Here is a 17,706-nt window from a genome sequence, read left to right as displayed (position 1 = left end):
TATTTCCATAACGCCACCGATTTGTTTGAACCCGCAATAACGTCGAAACTAGATTCCATGCGCGGGATTATCCTCGCCGGGGGGACCGGTTCAAGACTTCATCCGATTACTTTGGGCATCAGCAAGCAGCTGGTTCCCGTGTACGACAAGCCGATGATCTATTATCCGTTGTCAACGCTGATGCTCGCCGGCATCCGCGACATCCTGATCATCACGACTCCGCATGACGCTCACCAGTTCCAGCGTCTGCTGGGCGACGGCAGCCAGTTCGGCATCAACATCACTTACACCCAGCAGCCCTCTCCCGACGGGCTGGCCCAGGCCTTTGTTCTTGGTGCAGAGCACATCGGCGACGGACCGGTGGCTCTTGTCCTCGGCGACAACATCTTTTACGGCCCCGGCATGGGCACCCAGCTCCGCAGATTCGCTGACATCGATGGCGGCGCCGTGTTCGGGTACCGCGTTGCAGACCCGACCGCCTACGGCGTCGTCGAGTTCGACGTCACAGGCAAAGCCATTTCCCTCGAGGAAAAGCCGGCGAAGCCGAAAAGCCATTACGCCGTGCCCGGGCTCTACTTTTACGACAACGACGTCGTCGAAATTGCCCGCAATCTGAAGCCCTCGCCTCGTGGCGAACTGGAAATCACGGACGTGAACCGCGAATACCTGGAGCGGGGCAAGCTCCAGGTGGAGATCCTCCCGCGCGGCACCGCCTGGCTCGATACCGGCACGTTCGATTCCCTCAACGAGGCGTCAGAGTTTGTCCGCACGGTCCAAAAGCGTCAGGGCCTCTCCATTGGCTGCCCCGAAGAGATCGCCTGGCGGCTCGGCTTCCTCAGCGATGACGAGCTGCGTGAACGCGCCGAACCCCTCGGCAAGAGCGGCTACGGCCGCTACCTGCTGGACCTGCTCGCCGAGGACGCCGCGGAAAACCCCGAGCGGCTGGCTCTTTCCCTCCTGTAACCCCGCACTACCCGACTGGGCACCCAAGCGGTGACCGACCGGGAGGGGGCGTGCGCCCGAATCGTCCACGGCAGCCTGCCCCTGGCGCGGGACAGGGCGTGTGGCAGGCAGGTGATCGCCGTCGTCGTTCATCTTTCCGGACCTAAGCGGATATGGCCGGCGGGTAAAATATCACCGACGCCGGTCTCGTTTGGGGGAATTCTCTTGTCCATCACTGATGCCCGCGTGCCCGCAGGCCGGGCCGCTCAACGCAAAGCGAATTCTGCGGCGGTGGGGACGGACCATCCCGGCTCATCAAAGCGCTACGACATCCAGGGCCTTCGCGCACTGGCGGTTCTCCTGGTTATTGCGGATCACCTGCTGGCCTTGCCAACCGGTGGCTTCATCGGCGTGGACGTCTTCTTCGTGATCTCCGGTTTCGTGATCACTGCCAGCCTGCTCCGGGAGCATGACAGGAACGGCAGGATCTCCTTCGCGGACTTCTACCGGCGCCGGGCGCGGCGCATCCTGCCGCTGGCATCGCTGGTCATCGTCCTGTCCCTGGCCGGGTCATGGGCCGTGTTCTCCACGGCGCGCTTCGCGGGCATTGCCCAGGACGGCCTGTGGGCGTTCCTGTCTGCGGCCAACTGGCGTATGGCCATCACCGGCACTGACTACATGCAGGCCGGAGGGGCGGTGTCCCCGCTGCAGCACTTCTGGTCGCTGGCCGTCGAGGAACAGTTCTACGTCGTTTGGCCATGGCTGGTCGCGCTCATGCTCGGGTGGGGAGCTTACAGGCTGGGCCGTTCGTCCTCCTTGTCCCGGCGTCCACTGGGCCTGGCTTTGCTTGCCGTGGTGGGAGCATCCTTTGCCTTCGCCATGTGGGAAAGCTCCGCCGCACCCACTGTCGCCTACTTCTCCACGTTTTCCCGTGCCTGGGAGCTCGGCTGCGGCGGCCTGCTGGCCGTCCTCGCGCCGGTTCTGCTGCGCATCCCGGACCATATCAGGCCCGCCTTGGCCTACCTCGGCCTCGCAGGAATCGTCGTCGGCGCCTTCACCCTGACTCCGGAAGTGACCTTCCCGGGTCCATGGGCAGCGGTGCCGGTTCTTGCAACCATGGCGGTCATCGCCGCCGGGACCGGAGGGGAGCAACGGCTGCTGGCTCCCCTGACCAACCGCGTCTCCCGCTACCTGGGTGACATTTCATACTCCCTGTACCTGTGGCACTTGCCCGTCATCATCCTTCTTGGAGCACTTCGGCCAGCGACCGCCTTCGTGGACTACGCCGTCGCATTGGCCCTCACCCTGGCGCTCTCGGCATGGTCCTACCGCTTCGTTGAAGAGCCGGTCAGGCACTCGCAATGGCTCGAACCGAAGGCAGTTAAGGCGGCCGGGGCGGTGCATGGGGCCTCCGCGCCGCACGGGGTCGCGGCGCCGCACCGAGCCACGAGCCGGCGCGGGGCCGGGGCGCCGCACCGAGCCACGAGCCGGCGCGGGGCCGGGGCGCCGCACAGGGCCTCGCCCCGGCTGGCCTTTGGAGCGCTCGCTACTCTTGCCCTGGTTGCCGCCGTCGTCGCCAGCGTCACCCTGGTGAAGGCCGCCCCGGCGACCCAAACGGCTGTTGCGCCTCCACCCGTGTCACCGGGCGCCTCCTCCTCTGCTGCAAACACCCCCGCAGGAAAGCTGAGCCAGGAACTCACTCTTGCTCTCTCGGCGGCCCAGTGGCCGGAGCTGACGCCGGCCATCGACACCCTCGGCAACGAGGCGAAAGCGCCCGAATGGGTCGAGGACGGATGCCTGGCCGACGAGCGAGGTGCCCTGGAGGACCCGGCAGAAAATGCAGCCCGCTGCATCTACGGCGACGAGGCGGCCACGAAGACGGCAGTCGTTCTCGGCGACTCAGTGGGCATCAGCTGGGTTCCGGGCATACGTGCCGCACTTGAGCCGCGGGGCTACAAGATCCATGTGTTCACCATGCAGCAGTGCCCGGCGGCGGGGGTTGACGTGATCAAGTCTGCCAAATCGGCACACCCCAAGTGCGCCCCATTCCGGACGTGGGCCCTTCAGCAGATAGCCGCCATGAAGCCTGACATGGTGATCGCTGCCAGTTCAGCGGGAACGCTGGCACGCCTTTCCAGCGGGGCAACGGGCGGTGCAGCGGCCGACGAGTGGACCGAGGCGTCCAAAAAGCTCTACACAGAACTCTCCGCCTCGGCCAAACAGGTTTTCGTGCTTGACCCGCCTCCCCGCGGGCAGAAGTTCGCTGACTGCGCCACGAAGATCAGCACGCCTGCGGACTGTGCGTCAAAGGTGCAGCAACTCTCGCTGGACATGACGGCCGCCGGGCGGGCGGCCCTTGACCCGGCCGGGCAGCCGAACGTTCACTTCGTGGAGACCGTCGGATGGTTCTGCGTGGCCGGGCACTGCCCCGCTTTCGCCGGAACGTCACCCATGCATGCCGACGGGGCGCACCTCACGGCAGCGTATTCACGGTCACTTGAACCCGTACTGGCCGAAGCTCTCGCCGTCGGGTAATGGCGGTCCGAATGGCGTGCAAAGGCAGAACACATCCTGCCTGAGAGCTGCGCTTCACTCGACGCCTGCCAGTGGCCGGGTCTATCTTTGACCAACACGCCGGTCTTGGACGCTGCCGGGACCCTGCGGCGGCCGGCGGCCGGAGGCAGTCATGCGCAGAGCAGTCCGACTACTGGTACTCCCCTTCATCTTTGCCTTCTCCGTCATGACAGCTGGTATGGCCTCAGCGTCGCCCCAACGGCCGGACAGCATTGCCGCACTGGGTGATTCCATGACCCGGGCGACTGACGCCTGCTGCTGGTACGGAGACCACCCCGCCAACTCGTGGTCCACAGGCTCTGCGGGCTGGGACGGCGTGTCCAGCCACTATGAGAGGATCCGAGGCGGCATCAACCCCAGAGTGGTCGCCTACAACGATTCCAGAGCCGGCGCGAAAGCCGTCGACCTGAAGGGCCAGGCCACCTTGGCGGTGAGCCAGAAGGCCGAGTACGTGACCGTTCTGATGGGCGCTAACGACGTCTGCACTTCCTCCCCGGCGACGATGACGTCGGAGACGGATTTCCGGGCGCAGATCCGGGCGGGGCTGCAAACCCTGGCTACGGGCCTTCCGAGGTCCCGGATCTTCGTCAGCAGCATCCCGAACATCTACCAGCTCTGGGGCCTCCTGCACACCAACTCCACAGCACAGTTCGTCTGGCCCGTGGCGGACATCTGCCAGTCCATGCTCTCCACCGGCAACAGCGAGCAGACCCGGCTGGACGTTCAGGCCCATGAGATAAAGCTGAACGCCATCCTGGAGCAGGAGTGCGCCAGCGTCGCCAACTGCCGTTTCGACAACCACGCGGTCTACAACTACAAGTTCACCGCGGGCGACGTGAGCTCCCTGGACTACTTCCACCCCAGCCTCCGCGGTCAGGCCAACCTCGCCCGGGTCACCTGGTCGAGCTCCTGGTGGGGATAGCATCGGAGGGCAGGGCCTAACCGGGACCGGCTCCCCCGCCGTCCCGACCCTTTACCGGTTTCCGTGGATCTGCCTGAGGATGGACTCGTCCTTGATCTTATGGTCGTCCATCAGCATGAAGGCCTTGGACAGGATGGTCGCCAGCCGTCCGGCTTTCTCCTCGAAGGGCAGGAAGATGCGGTCGGCCCGTGCGCCCGGCGCCTTCACGATGCACAGGTAGGAGTCGTCCGGTTCCATCAGGATGTTCCCCGATCCGAGGTGGATCTTGTACGAGCGGTGGGTGCCGCGGACGATGAGGTGGCGCTCGGTCAACTGGCAGCGGTCGGCGAGGACGGTGCGGGGAAGCAGCCCGCCCAGATATTCGTGCCGGGTGCGGGCGGATTCCGACAGTTCCGCCGTGTGTGAGGTGCCCCAGTAGTCCCTCACATGGCCGTTCGGGTGGTCCACCCAGTCCGGGTCCGGGCCGATGGCAGCCACCGCGGTAAACAGGTCAACGTCGCGCATCGCTTCGCTGAACACAGCGCGCGGCACGTCGGCCAGGGCTATGTTGTCCCAGGTGTCGGCGGCAACGCGGCGCTCGAACCACACCCTGTTGGTGGAGCACAGGGAGGCAAGGCCCTCCTCGGGTTCCACGAGTTCGATGCTGAATCCTGCCCTCAGCCGCTCATCGGGGAACTCAAGATACAGCTTCGTGTCCTGTCCACCGTCCCACGCTCCGAGCTGCGCACCATGCCAGCCGCGCTCCTTCGCAAGTGCGTGCACCTGCGGATTGGCCAGGATATGGGCGGCGAAGCGGTTGGAGTACTGTCCGGTCTCCCGCTCCGCGGGCGTCAGGAGATACAGTTCCCGGTAGACCTGCCGGAACGGCTGCCTGAGCCGGTGTTCCACCAGGTGCGAACGCCAGGAGCGCACCTCCCCGGCAGTCCGTTCCCACGGTTTCCAAAGCACGACGACGGCGTCCCCGGCTATTCCGCGGGTGTCGCCTTCCGCTCCCACCAGTTCCCAGACCGTGGACGCCTGTGCCCGCCGCGGATACCCGGAGAACCCGCCCTCCTCCGTGATGATGGTCCAAAGCAGGCCCTGTGCCACGGCGCCGACTACGGGGTGCTCCAGGTAGCGCGCCCGGAAATCAGCGCCGGTCCACTGCCGGTCGGAGGCCATGAGCCGTTCAATTCTGCGGCCTTGGATGGCGAGGGCCTTCTTTGCCTCGCTCACTGCCCGTTTCACTGCGGCCAGCTCCGGCGTGTTCCTGAGCGCAGCCGGCACCGGTTCGGATTCGCCTTCGTCCGTGAGCCACGTCAGTGCCACCGTGGGCGCACCGGCTTCCAGCGTCAGGGCGATCCTTGCCGTGTGCGCGCCGGCTGGAAGGGTCTTGGCGCCCTCCCGGTCCAGTCCGAGATCGGGAACGGCCGTTTCCAGCAGCTCGGAGGGCGAGACGCCGCGTTCAGCGGAGAGCTGGTCGATGACTTTGACGAGGCGCTTGTGCAGGTTCCTGTTCTTGACCACGTCCCGGATCCGGGTCAGAGCACCCACTACGTCCGTGGTTGCCGCTTCAAAGTTTCCGGCGATTTCCAGCAGCGCTTCGATGGCGGCGTTCGCCGCCGTGGAGGACCTGGATTCCCCGTTCCGGCCGTTATGCCCGGCGCCAAGGTAGGCCGCCGCGTCACCGATCAGGCTGATGTGGGCAGGGGCACCGGGCTGGAGGGCCAGGAGCCAAACAGAGCCACGCATGATTGCCCCGGTATACGGGCTCAGAGATGAGATCTTTCCCCGGTCCGCCGTGGGTGTCCGTTCTGCGGCCAGCCCCAGCAGGGCCTGGGCGACCTGCAGCGTCTCTGGCTCCTCAGCAATACGTGCGTGCGCTGCGCGCTTCCATTTCGCTGTGGGCTTCGGCCCGGTCAGCTCGCTCATGAAGAGAAACAGGCGGGCGCACCGATACTCAGGCATGATCGGCCGGACGGCCTCGCGCACCTGGGGGCCGACGTCGTCCCCGCCGCTCACATACTGCAACGGAATACGGCCATCTTTCCTGCCGTCGTCGAGCAGCAGTTCACTGAATGCCCGAACATCCCGGTAATCGATCAGCCCGCACTTCAATTCCTTGAGCAGCATTCCCTGCATACGCCGGGTCGCGCGCGGGATTGTCCGGCGCTCAGCGGGTTCGAGAGAGCTGATTGGCTGGTGGAATGCCCGGCGCCAGGAGGGATAGATGTACCGAGAGTAGGGCGCCTTGGAGAGCATCCAGTTGAGCTCCTCAGCGCTCCAATCCAACGGGGCAAGAGACGCGAAAACGTAAAGCGCAAGTTCGACCGGCTTTGGCATATGCGCCAGACCAGCCGGGAGACCGAAGGGTTCGTAGTATCTTTCCGCGATCCCGTAGCTGTGCTCGTCCACGTGACTGAACGTCTGCGCGAATGCGCCCTTTAGCCCGGACGGATCGAGCTGGTCCAGGTAACGGGCGAACCGCTCGCGATACTCGTCCTGATCCGGCCCGCCGGGGGTCCAACCCGAGTGCGGAGTCTCCAGGAATCCCAGCAGCTGACCGCGTTGCTCCTCGGCAGGCACGCGTAGGCTTGCGGGCATGACGGTGTGCTCCCATGCCTCGGCCACGCCGCTCATCCTCCCACCAGCGGCACGAGCCTGATGAAGGTGGCTTCGGTGGCCTTCAGGACGTCGATCTCGTCCGAGAGGTTGCACACTTGCTGGCTATCCACCATCACGAAGAATGCGTTCCGTTCAAAGCCCCGGACCGCAGTGTCAGCCTGCTGCTCCCAGTCCACGCGCTTTCGGTTGGATTCCGGACGCCCCGGGCTGTTGAGCTCACGCTCAGCGGCGGAAGGTTCGACGAGACCGGTGAATCTTGCTGTGCTGTGCGCGTTATGGCGTGCCACTTCTTCACGCACGCGCCAGCGGATCAGCTCTTCGACGGTGATGACGTCCGGCAGCCCGGACAGTTCAGGCTGTTCCGACGCCCCAGCGCCGGGCAGTGTTTCATCACAAATGCGCAATGTAGCCATACAGGTCCTCCCCCATGACCGTCCAGGCTGCTCAAGACCGGGAACGGCTCGGCCCTCGGATAGGGCACAGACCGCATCGTATAGGGCTTGCCGGACCGGCCAAAACCAGGCCCCGAATTCACGATGGGTGGGCGTTTTATTCAAGGCATATACCGGTTCGGCTGCAAAGCGTTTCGAACGCACAGAAACACTTTTTACATTTGATTGAAAAAGGGTAGCCTCCGTGGAAACACGTCCAGTGTTTCTAACAATAAATTGGGGAAGGCCCAGCAGCCACGTGAAAAAAACCGTTCGTACCAGAGCAGGGCTGGGAGCCCTCCTCGCCGCCCTGTGCGGCTCAATCCTGACACCCCCTGCCCATGCAGTGGATGCCTCCTGGAATTTCTCCATAGACTCAACATCCAGCGTGGCTGCCTATGATCCCGGCGGTAATCTCTGGTCCTTTTCGTCTATGACCCCAGGAGTGACACCGGAGCGCCGGGTCATCGGGCAGGGGCTACCGCTCCCGAAAGCTTTCTTCGTAACCAACTGGAACGCTGACACGAACGGTGTTCCGGACCTGATCGTCCAGGACCAGGCGGGCATCGAGGATGGCGTCCTGACCTATCGCGAGGGGCTCACCACCGGCGGATTCACGGACCACCGCATCGGCAACGGCTGGCTGAACCATGACATCACGGTGGGCAAATGGAAGAAGACGGACAAGTACCCGTCCATCATCGCCAGGAACAACATCACCGGTGACCTGTTCCATTACGCCAACCCGTCCGGCAAGAACCTGTCAGCACCGGTAAAGATCGGCACCGGCTGGAAAGGACTGTCCTTCAACCTGCTCGACTGGGACAAGGACGGCAACACCGACGTCATCGCCAAAAACTCATCCGGCCAACTCAAGCTGTTCCGCACCAACGGCGCCGGCTCCTTCATCTCCGAGAACCGCGCAACCATCGGCAGCGGATGGAACACCCTGGACTCCATCCACGCCGTCGAAGGGCTGCACGGCAGCGGCACAGTCGGACTGAGGGCACGGGACTGGGCAGGCGTCCTTCACTACTACCCGGCAAACAAGAGCACCTGGGGGCCCCGGGAGACATACACCGGCGGATGGAATCCCCACATCATCGCAGGCACCCAGATAACGGACACGTCGCGCACCCACTGGGACTACTCCATTAGCTCAACATCCAGTGTGGCTGCCTATGACCCCGAAGGCGGTCTCTGGTCCTATGCCTGGATGACCCCGGGCGTGACACCGGAAGCCCGCGCTATTGGGCCTGCAGGAGCTCCAATCCCCAAGGCTTTCTTCGTCACCAACTGGAATGCTGACACTAACGGTGTTCCGGACATGATCGTCCAGGACCAGGCGGGCACCTTGGGCGGGGACGGCATCCTCACATATCGCGAGGGCCTCACCACCGGAGAATTCACGGACCACCGCATCGGCAACGGCTGGCTGAACTATGACATCACGGTGGGCAAATGGAAGAAGACGGACAAGTACCCGTCCATCATCGCCAGGAACAACATCACCGGTGATCTTTTCCACTACGCCAACGCGTCCGGCAAGGGACTGTCAGCACCGGTAAAGATCGGCACCGGCTGGAAAGGACTCTCCTTCAACCTGCTCGACTGGGACAAGGACGGCAACACCGACGTCATTGCCAAGAACTCATCCGGCCAACTGAAGCTGTTCCGCACCAACGGCGCCGGCTCGTTCATCTCCGAGAACCGCACGATCATCGGCAGCGGATGGAACACCATGGACTCCATCCACGCCGTCTCCGGGCTGCACGGCAGCGGCACCGTCGGCCTAAGGGCCCGCGACTCGGCCGGCGTTCTCCACTACTACCCGGCAAACAAGAGCGCCTGGGGGCCCCGGGAGACATACACCGGCGGGTGGAGTAACCACATCATCGCCGGGAACTGACACCTCTACCCGGTCAGCACGATTACAGGTGATCATCTCTTCTGCTGGATCGGTGGCCGGAGCAGAGTCTGCTCCGGCCACCGGCTTTGGCCCCCCTAAATCTGGGGCTGGCTCACGAACGCCCAACCTTTTTGCAAGTTGTTCCGTCGAACATGTTCCGAGGGGGGTACGCAAGTTGCCAGAACCCGCAGCAGCAGGCGCTTCGATTTCTCATATTCAGCGCGAGGTTTGTTCGGACGGCATAGGCAAACAACTCCAATAAGAGTGGTGAGGCTAGTGAGCATCCCAACCGCGGCCGACGTTCAACTCCGGAAAGCAACGCTGCCCGGCCATACATTAGTCCGCTTGCGCGGGCAAGGTGGAGGTCGCAGGGCTTCCTGGCCTGGACTACGGCGCGGACGCTCCCGCTCGGCTGGCCTTACTTTGCGCGGGCCGTGGAATCTGCGGCTCCCCACACTGCTGACGGCGTTGCTGCTTGCGTTGGCTGGTCTGGTGGTGCCGGCGTCGGCTGCCCCGGGTGATGTCGGGGTAGAGGGTCCGTCGCATACCGGGACGGGGACCCCGACGGGTACAAAGCGGGCGACGAGCGCCTTGTGGTTCAACGACGGGTCCTGGTGGGGGAACCTGTGGGACACTGCCAGCTCGGATTTTCATATCTTCCGGTTCAACGCCGCGACCAGTTCGTGGGTGGATACGGGTGTGGCGACAGACACTCGGGCGAACACCCATCATGACGTTTTGTGGGACGGGACGACGTTGTACGTGGCGAGCTACCGGTTCGTCAACGACGGCCTGCCCGCGGAGCCGAATTTCCCGACGACGATGCGGCGTTACAGCTACAACCCGACCCAGAAGACCTACTCGTTGCTGGGCTCTTCAAACATCAACAACCACCGCGTCGAAACCCTGACGATCGACAAGGACTCGACCGGCCGGCTCTGGGCGACGTGGCAGCAGGGCAACCGGATCTATTTGAACGTCACCGGCACCGACGGCGCGACCTGGGGGACGCCATTCCCGCACCCTGCATCGTTAAGCAACGTGTCGGTGGACGACACCTCCGCAGTGATCGCGTTCGGCCCCGGCAAGATGGGCGTGATGTGGAGCCGCCAGGTCGGGGATGCCAGCGACGGCATGTACTGGAGCTCCCACGTGGATGGAGCATCGAACACCTCCTGGACTGCGCCGGCCGCGGCGGTGACGGGGGCTCGCAGCGGTGATGACCATATGAACCTGAAGTGGCTGGACTCCTCGGGTGGGCGGGTGTTCGCCGCCATCAAGACGTCGTTCACGTCCGCATCCCAGCCGCTGATCCAGCTGCTGGCACTGAATACTGCGACATCCTCGTGGTCGGCGCACACGATCGCTAACGTGTCGGAGTGCCCCAACCGGGTGATCGTCCTGATTGACGAGAGCACGCAAAGGCTGCGGACCTTCGCTACCTACCCGAAACCGTCCGGCACGACGAACGCCGGCGTCTGCACCAGCTCGGGAGGCGCGATCTACGAAAAGTCCACGCCCCTGGACAACATCAGCTTCACCACCACGAAGACGGACCGCATCGTGGATGCCGACCAGTACGTCCACAACGTGACCTCGACCAAGCAGAACCTCAACAGCACCGCACGGGGCACCGCCAACAGCGGCCTCCTGGTACTCGCCGACGTGAACGCCACCAGCCGGTACTGGCACTACTACGACCCCACCGGCGGCGCCGGCGGCGGCGGCACGGCGGATACGACGGCGCCGACGGTGACGGCCACGTCGCCGGCCGCCGGTGCGACCGGTGTGGCGGCGACGGCGAATGTGACGGGAACGTTCTCCGAAGCGATGAACTCCACGACGCTCACCTCGGACACGTTCACGCTGAAGACAGGGACGACGACGGTGCCGGCCAATGTGACCTACAACAGCGCGGACAGGGTCGCGACTCTCAACCCCGACGCCGATCTGGCTGCCGATACGACCTACACGGCCACGATCAAGGGCGGCGCTAGCGGGGTAAAGGACGCCGCCGGCAACGCCCTGGCCGCGGACAGGACCTGGACATTCACCACCGCTGCTGCCGCCGGCGGAGGCACGTCCGAAACCGTGACGCTCAGCGCCACCGCGGACAGCTACGTGTCCAGCGGGGCAACAGGGACGAACTTCGGTACAAGCACCACACTGGGTGTCGACGGCAGCCCGGTGGAAGCCAGCTACTTCAAGTTCGACCTCTCGGCCTACGCGGGCAGGACCCTGGAGAACGCGACACTGCAGCTGCGCAGCGCCGGGAGCGGATCCACGGGTACCCAGAATGTGAAGGTGGTGGCCAGTGACACCTGGACGGAGACCGCGATCACCTATGCCAACCGTCCGGCGATGGGCACCAGCATCGGCAGGCTCGGCCCGACAACCACCAACACCAACTACAGCGTTCCCCTGACCCTCAGCGGCCTGACCGGTGAACTCGGCCAGCAGCTCTCCCTCGGTATGGATTCCACCAGTGGCGACGGCCTGGACCTCAACTCCAAGGAAGCCGGCACCACAGCCGCCCCCAAGCTTGTGCTCACACTCAGCGGCGCCGGTGGCGTCGGCGGAGGCGGCGATGCTGGTGATACCACGGCTCCTACCGTGACAGCCACGTCGCCGGCTGCCGGTGCAACCGGCGTCGCGGTGGCGGTGAATGCGACCGGGTCCTTCTCGGAACCGATGGACGCCGCAACGCTCACCTCGGACACGTTCACACTGAGGACGGGAACGACGACGGTGCCGGCCGCTGTGACCTACAACAGCGCGGACAGGGTCGCGACGCTGAACCCCGACGCCGACCTGACCGCCGGTACGACCTACACGGCCACGATCAAGAGCGGTACCGCGGGAGTGAAGGACGCTGCCGGCAACGCGCTGGCCACGGACAGGACCTGGCAGTTCACCACGGCCGCAGCCGCGGGCGGCGGCACCGCCGAGACCGTGACGCTCACGGCCACCGCTGACAGCTATGTCTCCAGCGGGGCAACAGGGACGAACTTCGGTACAAGCACCACACTGGGTGTCGACGGCAGCCCGGTGGAAGCCAGCTACTTCAAGTTCGACCTCTCGGCCTACGCGGGCAGGACCCTGGAGAACGCGACACTGCAGCTGCGCAGCGCCGGGAGCGGATCCACGGGTACCCAGAATGTGAAGGTGGTGGCCAGTGACACCTGGACGGAGACCGCGATCACCTATGCCAACCGTCCGGCGATGGGCACCAGCATCGGCAGGCTCGGCCCGACAACCACCAACACCAACTACACCGTCCCGCTGACCGTCAGCGGCCTGACCGGTGAGCTCGGCCAGCAGCTCTCCCTTGGTCTGGACGCCACCAGTGGCGACGGCCTGGACCTCAACTCCAAGGAAGCCGGCAGCACAGCCGCCCCCAAGCTCGTCCTCACCCTTAGCGGTGCCGGCACCACCAGTGACACGGGCGGTGGTGATACGACAGCGCCGACGGTAACGGCCACGTCGCCGGCTGCCGAGACGACCGGCGTCGCCATGACGGCGAATGTGACCGGAACGTTCTCCGAGGCGATGGACACGGCCACGCTCACCTCGGACACGTTCGCGCTGAGGACGGGAACGACGACGGTGCCGGCCGAAGTGACGTATAACAGCACGGACAGGGTCGCGACGCTGAACCCCGACGCCGACCTGACCGCCGGTACGACCTACACGGCCACGATCAAGAGCGGTACCGCGGGAGTGAAGGACGCTGCCGGCAACGCGCTGGCCACGGACAGGACCTGGCAGTTCACCACGGCCGCAGCCGCGGGCGGCGGCACCGCCGAGACCGTGACGCTCACGGCCACCGCTGACAGCTATGTCTCCAGCGGGGCAACGGGGACGAACAACGGCACGAGTACCTTGCTGGGCGTGGACAATAGCCCGGTGGAGGTCACGTACCTGAAGTTCGACCTGTCCGCGTACGCGGGCAGGACACTGGAAAGCGCCACACTGCAACTGCGCAGCGCCGGAAGCGGATCCACAGGCACCCAGAACGTCAAACTCGTCACCACCGACACCTGGACCGAAACCGGAATCACCTACACCAACCGCCCAGCCCTCGGCACCAGCATCGGCAGACTCGGCCCGACAACTACCAACACCAACTACAACATTCCGCTCACCATCGCCGGCCTGACCGGTGAACTCGGCCAACAGCTCTCCCTTGGTCTGGACGCCAACAGCAGCGACGGCCTGGACCTCAACTCCAAAGAATCCAGCACCACAGCCGCACCCAAACTCGTCCTCACCCTGCGATAGGTCAAGCAGGAAGAGGACAAAGCTGGCCGGGACTTCATCCAGGAGGATGAAGTCCCGGCCAGCGTCGCGTCGCCATCAGGCGGTCAGCAGCTTACGGACGGATCCCCTCGACTTTGCGCCACTATACCCCCAGGGGGTATAGTGGGAGCGTTGTCAGTGACATGGTATGTCCCGGCCAGGTGTGCTGCACCCCGCCCTCACAGCCGTCAACCCCAGCACCCATTGATCCTTCGTCAAGGAATGGAAGCTGACATGCTTGATATTGAAAACCGTGCCCAATTGCCCCTCACCTCTGCAGGTGCGGGATGTGGCTGCTGCTCATCCGAATCCTCATCCGCACCCGTCACGTCCGGCGCTGTGGAGTTCACTGTTGAGGGCCTGACCTGCGGGCATTGTGTCCAGCGAGTTGAGAAGGCCGTCGCGGCAATCGAAGGCGTGGAAGCGGCTACTGTCGAACTCGTACCCGGGGGCCGTTCACGACTGATTATCGGCGGTCGAGCCACCCGAGCCGCTGTCCGTGGGGCCGTAACCTCCGCCGGTTACACCCTCAGCAACGACTAAGCCCCGTACTTCACGCTTCTTCTGCAGTCACCGCCCGGAATCGGCGGCTCCTCTAAAGAGAGGAACCGAAGAAGCGCACGACGGCGGACGGCGCCCTTTTACAGGTGAGTGACCACCAGACAGCGGGCAGCACGTCAGCCCGGCACAGCCGCCCGGTCCTAGGCCTGCTCATAGCCGCCGGAATGCTGGCCGCCGCCACGTTGCCCTCCAAAGTAACGGCGAACGCGGACGGCAAGTCCGCTGCCGCGGAGGTAGACCAGACGAGCCACTAGCCGCAGGGACAAAACACCGGCGTGCACGCCCATAAATGAGGGCGGCCACGCCGGTGCCGCCGGTCGATGGTCAGGAGAGTAGTAGCTCCCGGGTTTCGCCGAAGGGTACGTTCTCGCTCAGCTCGAGGGTGTACCTGCCAGGTTCATGGCGTGTGACGAGGATGCCCGCGTGCCGTTGGGGCTCCTGGCGAAGCAGGGCCTCCGCGTTATCGAGTAGTTCGTTAAGCCGACTCGAATTATTCACAAGGACTTCCAAATGCGCGGTGGACTGACTAGGCATGATGAACAGGTTCCTTCCTAGGGGGCAGAGTGCGACAAGGGGGCAGAGTGCGACAAGGGGGCAGAGTGCGACAAGGCGGCAGAGGGGGCGCACCTGTTGAAGTGCGCCCCCTCTGTTGCAGGGGTCCGGCAGACAGGGCCGGGCCGTTCCTCCTGGATGCCGGTCAGGTCACCGCACGTGTTCGGTCTGATGGGTTGTGCTGGCGGCCCTGTCGAGTGTGACGAGGGATTCCCGGCGGGTTTCCGGCGCCCAGAGCCAGCAGACGAGCCCGCCGATGAGCAGCACCGCTACGCAGGAGAAGAGCGCCACGTTGATGCCGAGTCCTGCGAGAACCAGGGGCAGCAGGAACGTGCTGGCGGCGGAGCCTATGCGGCTGCCGGCGGTGACGATGCCCAGGCCGGATGCGCGGATCTCGGTGGGGAAGAGCTCGGGCGGGTAGATGAACTCGAGGTTCGCTGCAGCGGCGAGGACGAGTGCGAAGGCCGCGAACAGGATCACTGCCAGCAGGGTGCTGGACGGGGACAGGATGACGAGAGCCGCCAAGAGGGCAGCCCCGATGAAGAAGCTCCCGATCAGGAACAGCCGGCGTGAAAGGCGGTCGACGATGATCATGCCGACGATGGCGCCGGTGAGCAGGAAGATGTTGTAGGTGGCACCGGCGGCGAGGCTGTTGGTGACCCCGAGGGCTGCCATGATCTGCGGCGCGAAGGTGCCAAGTGCGAAGTAGGGGATGACCTGGCAGACGTAGAAGACCACCCCGACGATCGTGCGGCGACGGTACGCGCGGTTGAAGAGCTCCCCGTACCGGGACTGCTTCCTGGCCGCGGCTGCCGGAACGGCGGGCATTTCCACGTTGGGGCCCGCGACGCGGGCAACGATCGCGGCTGCCTCTTTTGTCTTGCCTTTGAGCAGCAGCCAGAGCGGGGACTCGGGGATGCCGACCCGGAAGGCGAAGACGATGAGTTCGGGGATCGCGCTGGCGATCAGCATGAAGCGCCACGGCTCATCTCCCACACCGGAGAGGAGGAACCCGACCAGGTAGGCGAAGACGTAACCGGCGGCCCACGCGACGGCGAGCATGCTGAGGAGCTTGCCGCGGAAGTGGCGCGGTGCGTGTTCGGTGACCAAAGTTTTGCTGACGACGTAGTCCGCGCCCAGTACCAGTCCGATGACGAGCCGGATGGCGAGGAGTTGCCAGGCTTCCTGGATGAAGAACTGCGAGACTGACAGGCACGCAATCAGGAGCATGTCGAAGCGGAAGATGGGGCTGCGTCCGATCCGGTCCGCGATGGGCCCGGTGATGACGGCTCCGAGGAAGAGACCGGAAAGGGTGGCTGCACCCAGGAGTCCTGTCAGGAGCGGAGTGAGCTGCAGATCCTGCTTGGCGGAGGCGAGCACGATGCCGATGATGCCCAGGACGAAGCCGTCGCTGAACTGGCCGCCGGAGCCTGCAATGGCAACACGGGCGTGGAAGCGGTTGAGGGGGATGTCCTCGTACTTGGTTGATGCAGTTGCAGTGCTCATCGGGTTGCCTCCGTTCCGGCAGAGCGGGCCTTCTTGACTTCCTGGGTAGTGGCGTCGTAGCCGTGTTCGGCGGCCATCACGACCCACCTGTCAAACCCTGCGTTGATGTTTTCGTGGAGCCGGCGGCCGTCCCAGGTCAGGTCCTTGATGCATTTGCGGGCGAAAGTGGTCGCGCTAGCGGTGAGGTCTTCGAAGATGTTCAGGATGGAGTCGACGATGACTGGTTCCATGATGTTCAGCTCAAGTTCGCCGGCGGCGACAGCGCACTCGACGGTGTGGGCAGCCCCGCGGATACGGTAGCTGAGCTGCATGACGAATTCCGGAATGACCGGGTTGATCTTGCCGGGCATGATCGATGAGCCTGCCTGGACTGCCGGGAGGGTGACTTCGCTGATTCCTCCACCGGGACCGGAGGAAAGGAACCGCAAGTCTGCAGCGATTTTTGCCATCGTGATCGCCGCGCGGGCACCTGCGGAGGCGATCGCCGCGTACGGGTCGAGATGCGCGAGGGCGTCCACCAAATCCTCTGATCCCGTGAGCTGCCGCCCCGTGGCGTTGCTCAGGTCCTGCAGGCAGAGCTCGCGGTAGCCCTCGGGTGCGCCGATGCCGGTTCCCAGGACCGTGGCCCCGATCGGAATCGAATCCAGCTCGGCTGTTGCGGTCCGGAGCCCCTCCGCAACCCGGCGGATAGCCGTGGCATGGGACCGGTGTGTCTGTCCCACCGAAAGGACGACCGCATCCTGAAGGCACGTCCGGCCGAGACGCTGGGTCGTGTCGTACTCTGTAGCCTTGTCATCAAAGGCCTGGGCAAGAGCGGTGAGAGCTTCCAGCGGCTTTTCCGAGAGTTCCCGGATGGTCAACGCCATGGCTGTGGGGTAGGTGTCGTTGGTCGACTGGGAGGCATTGACGTGATCGTTGGCATGGACAGGCTCACCGGCGATCTGTGTGGCCCGGGCAGCGATGACTTCATTGAAGTTCATGTTCGTCGTGGTGCCACCTCCGCCGAGTACGAGGGCAGTGGGGAACTGGGATGAGTGCTCGCCCGAGATAATCTCACCACACGCAGTTTCAATTGCTTCCGCCACGTGCTGTGCAAGGACGCCGAGCTTGGCGTTGGACCGCGCAGCTGAGGCTTTCACCAATGCATAGTTCCGGACAAAGGCCGGCACATCGGCAACCGTGCGGCCGGAAGTGCCGAAATTGTCCACGGCGAGTTGGGACTGCTTGCCGTACAGGACTTGGCCGTTGGACGTCTGTGTCTGAAGGACCGTCATTTTCTAAACCTTTCGAGTGATGCGAACCACAATGCATCGAAGGTACGGCCGCGGAAACCGGTTCCGGTAAGGGTGTTGCTGTGAAGGCAACTTAACTTCGCATTTCCGCTAGCTCAAGCCATGATTTAGTTG

At 64.4% G+C, this 17,706-nt stretch carries 11 protein-coding genes; 7 read left to right on the top strand and 4 right to left on the bottom strand.

Annotation, left to right across the window (positions count from 1 at the left end; translation table 11 throughout):
- Positions 1 to 57 precede the first annotated feature (57 nt).
- The 3 genes from rfbA to BWQ92_RS15195 all read left to right on the top strand — a co-directional run bounded on the left by rfbA (position 58) and on the right by BWQ92_RS15195 (position 4,438).
- On the top strand, positions 58 to 963 hold the full coding sequence (rfbA, locus tag BWQ92_RS15205; protein ID WP_076800795.1) for a glucose-1-phosphate thymidylyltransferase RfbA: 906 nt from the start codon (positions 58 to 60) through the stop codon (positions 961 to 963).
- 204 nt (positions 964 to 1,167) lie between these two features.
- Entirely contained in the window at positions 1,168 to 3,477 is a 2,310-nt protein-coding gene (locus BWQ92_RS15200) for an acyltransferase family protein (protein ID WP_157365171.1), read from the top strand.
- A gap of 151 nt (positions 3,478 to 3,628) precedes the next feature.
- Positions 3,629 to 4,438 (top strand): SGNH/GDSL hydrolase family protein, encoded by an 810-nt coding sequence (locus tag BWQ92_RS15195; RefSeq protein ID WP_076800792.1) that lies wholly within the window; start codon positions 3,629 to 3,631, stop codon positions 4,436 to 4,438.
- A 51-nt stretch (positions 4,439 to 4,489) separates the two neighbouring features.
- Here BWQ92_RS15195 and BWQ92_RS15190 read toward each other — a convergent pair whose 3' ends face one another.
- Positions 4,490 to 7,048, bottom strand: a complete 2,559-nt coding sequence (locus BWQ92_RS15190; RefSeq protein ID WP_172804292.1) for a DUF4132 domain-containing protein — start codon at positions 7,046 to 7,048, stop codon at positions 4,490 to 4,492.
- Positions 7,049 to 7,053: 5 nt separating this feature from the next.
- Positions 7,054 to 7,455 carry a hypothetical protein gene (locus BWQ92_RS15185; protein WP_076800788.1) on the bottom strand — a complete coding sequence of 134 codons (402 nt, stop codon included), beginning with the start codon at positions 7,453 to 7,455 and terminating at the stop codon, positions 7,054 to 7,056.
- Positions 7,456 to 7,906: 451 nt separating this feature from the next.
- On the opposite strand from BWQ92_RS15185, the gene BWQ92_RS15180 reads away from it, so the two are divergent.
- From BWQ92_RS15180 to BWQ92_RS23600, 4 genes are all read left to right on the top strand, one after another.
- Positions 7,907 to 9,382 carry a hypothetical protein gene (locus tag BWQ92_RS15180; protein WP_157365170.1) on the top strand — a complete coding sequence of 492 codons (1,476 nt, stop codon included), beginning with the start codon at positions 7,907 to 7,909 and terminating at the stop codon, positions 9,380 to 9,382.
- Between the two features lie 699 nt (positions 9,383 to 10,081).
- The gene (locus BWQ92_RS24350) at positions 10,082 to 13,663 is read left to right on the top strand and encodes a CBM96 family carbohydrate-binding protein (protein ID WP_236782970.1); all 3,582 of its coding nucleotides are present in this window, start codon (positions 10,082 to 10,084) and stop codon (positions 13,661 to 13,663) included.
- Positions 13,664 to 13,903: 240 nt separating this feature from the next.
- On the top strand, positions 13,904 to 14,224 hold the full coding sequence (locus BWQ92_RS24490; RefSeq protein WP_083706325.1) for a heavy-metal-associated domain-containing protein: 321 nt from the start codon (positions 13,904 to 13,906) through the stop codon (positions 14,222 to 14,224).
- Between the two features lie 104 nt (positions 14,225 to 14,328).
- Positions 14,329 to 14,496 carry a hypothetical protein gene (locus BWQ92_RS23600; RefSeq protein ID WP_157365168.1) on the top strand — a complete coding sequence of 56 codons (168 nt, stop codon included), beginning with the start codon at positions 14,329 to 14,331 and terminating at the stop codon, positions 14,494 to 14,496.
- A gap of 448 nt (positions 14,497 to 14,944) precedes the next feature.
- Here the strand turns inward: BWQ92_RS23600 and BWQ92_RS15150 are convergent, their stop codons facing one another.
- Together BWQ92_RS15150 and BWQ92_RS15145 are read right to left on the bottom strand one after the other, a co-directional pair.
- Complete coding sequence (locus BWQ92_RS15150) at positions 14,945 to 16,300, bottom strand: MFS transporter (RefSeq protein WP_076800782.1); 1,356 nt, start codon at positions 16,298 to 16,300, stop codon at positions 14,945 to 14,947.
- On the bottom strand, positions 16,297 to 17,574 hold the full coding sequence (locus BWQ92_RS15145; protein WP_076800780.1) for a lyase family protein: 1,278 nt from the start codon (positions 17,572 to 17,574) through the stop codon (positions 16,297 to 16,299). The genes BWQ92_RS15150 and BWQ92_RS15145 overlap by 4 nt, the downstream gene beginning before the upstream one ends.
- Positions 17,575 to 17,706 lie beyond the last annotated feature (132 nt).

It is taken from the genome of Arthrobacter sp. QXT-31 (assembly GCF_001969265.1).
Taxonomy (GTDB): domain Bacteria; phylum Actinomycetota; class Actinomycetes; order Actinomycetales; family Micrococcaceae; genus Arthrobacter.
The sequence above is the reverse complement of the archived record's forward strand: the minus strand, read 5'-3'. Positions and strand labels throughout refer to the sequence as shown.

What these genes read in the sequence shown, in the direction of transcription:
- BWQ92_RS15195 (WP_076800792.1), top strand. Translation starts at nt 3,629, where the DNA reads ATGCGCAGAGCAGTCCGACTACTGGTACTCCCCTTCATCTTTGCCTTC.
- BWQ92_RS15185 (WP_076800788.1), bottom strand. Translation starts at nt 7,455, where the DNA reads ATGGCTACATTGCGCATTTGTGATGAAACACTGCCCGGCGCTGGGGCG.
- rfbA (WP_076800795.1), top strand. Translation starts at nt 58, where the DNA reads ATGCGCGGGATTATCCTCGCCGGGGGGACCGGTTCAAGACTTCATCCG.
- BWQ92_RS15150 (WP_076800782.1), bottom strand. Translation starts at nt 16,300, where the DNA reads ATGAGCACTGCAACTGCATCAACCAAGTACGAGGACATCCCCCTCAAC.
- BWQ92_RS24490 (WP_083706325.1), top strand. Translation starts at nt 13,904, where the DNA reads ATGGAAGCTGACATGCTTGATATTGAAAACCGTGCCCAATTGCCCCTC.
- BWQ92_RS15145 (WP_076800780.1), bottom strand. Translation starts at nt 17,574, where the DNA reads ATGACGGTCCTTCAGACACAGACGTCCAACGGCCAAGTCCTGTACGGC.
- BWQ92_RS15180 (WP_157365170.1), top strand. Translation starts at nt 7,907, where the DNA reads ATGACCCCAGGAGTGACACCGGAGCGCCGGGTCATCGGGCAGGGGCTA.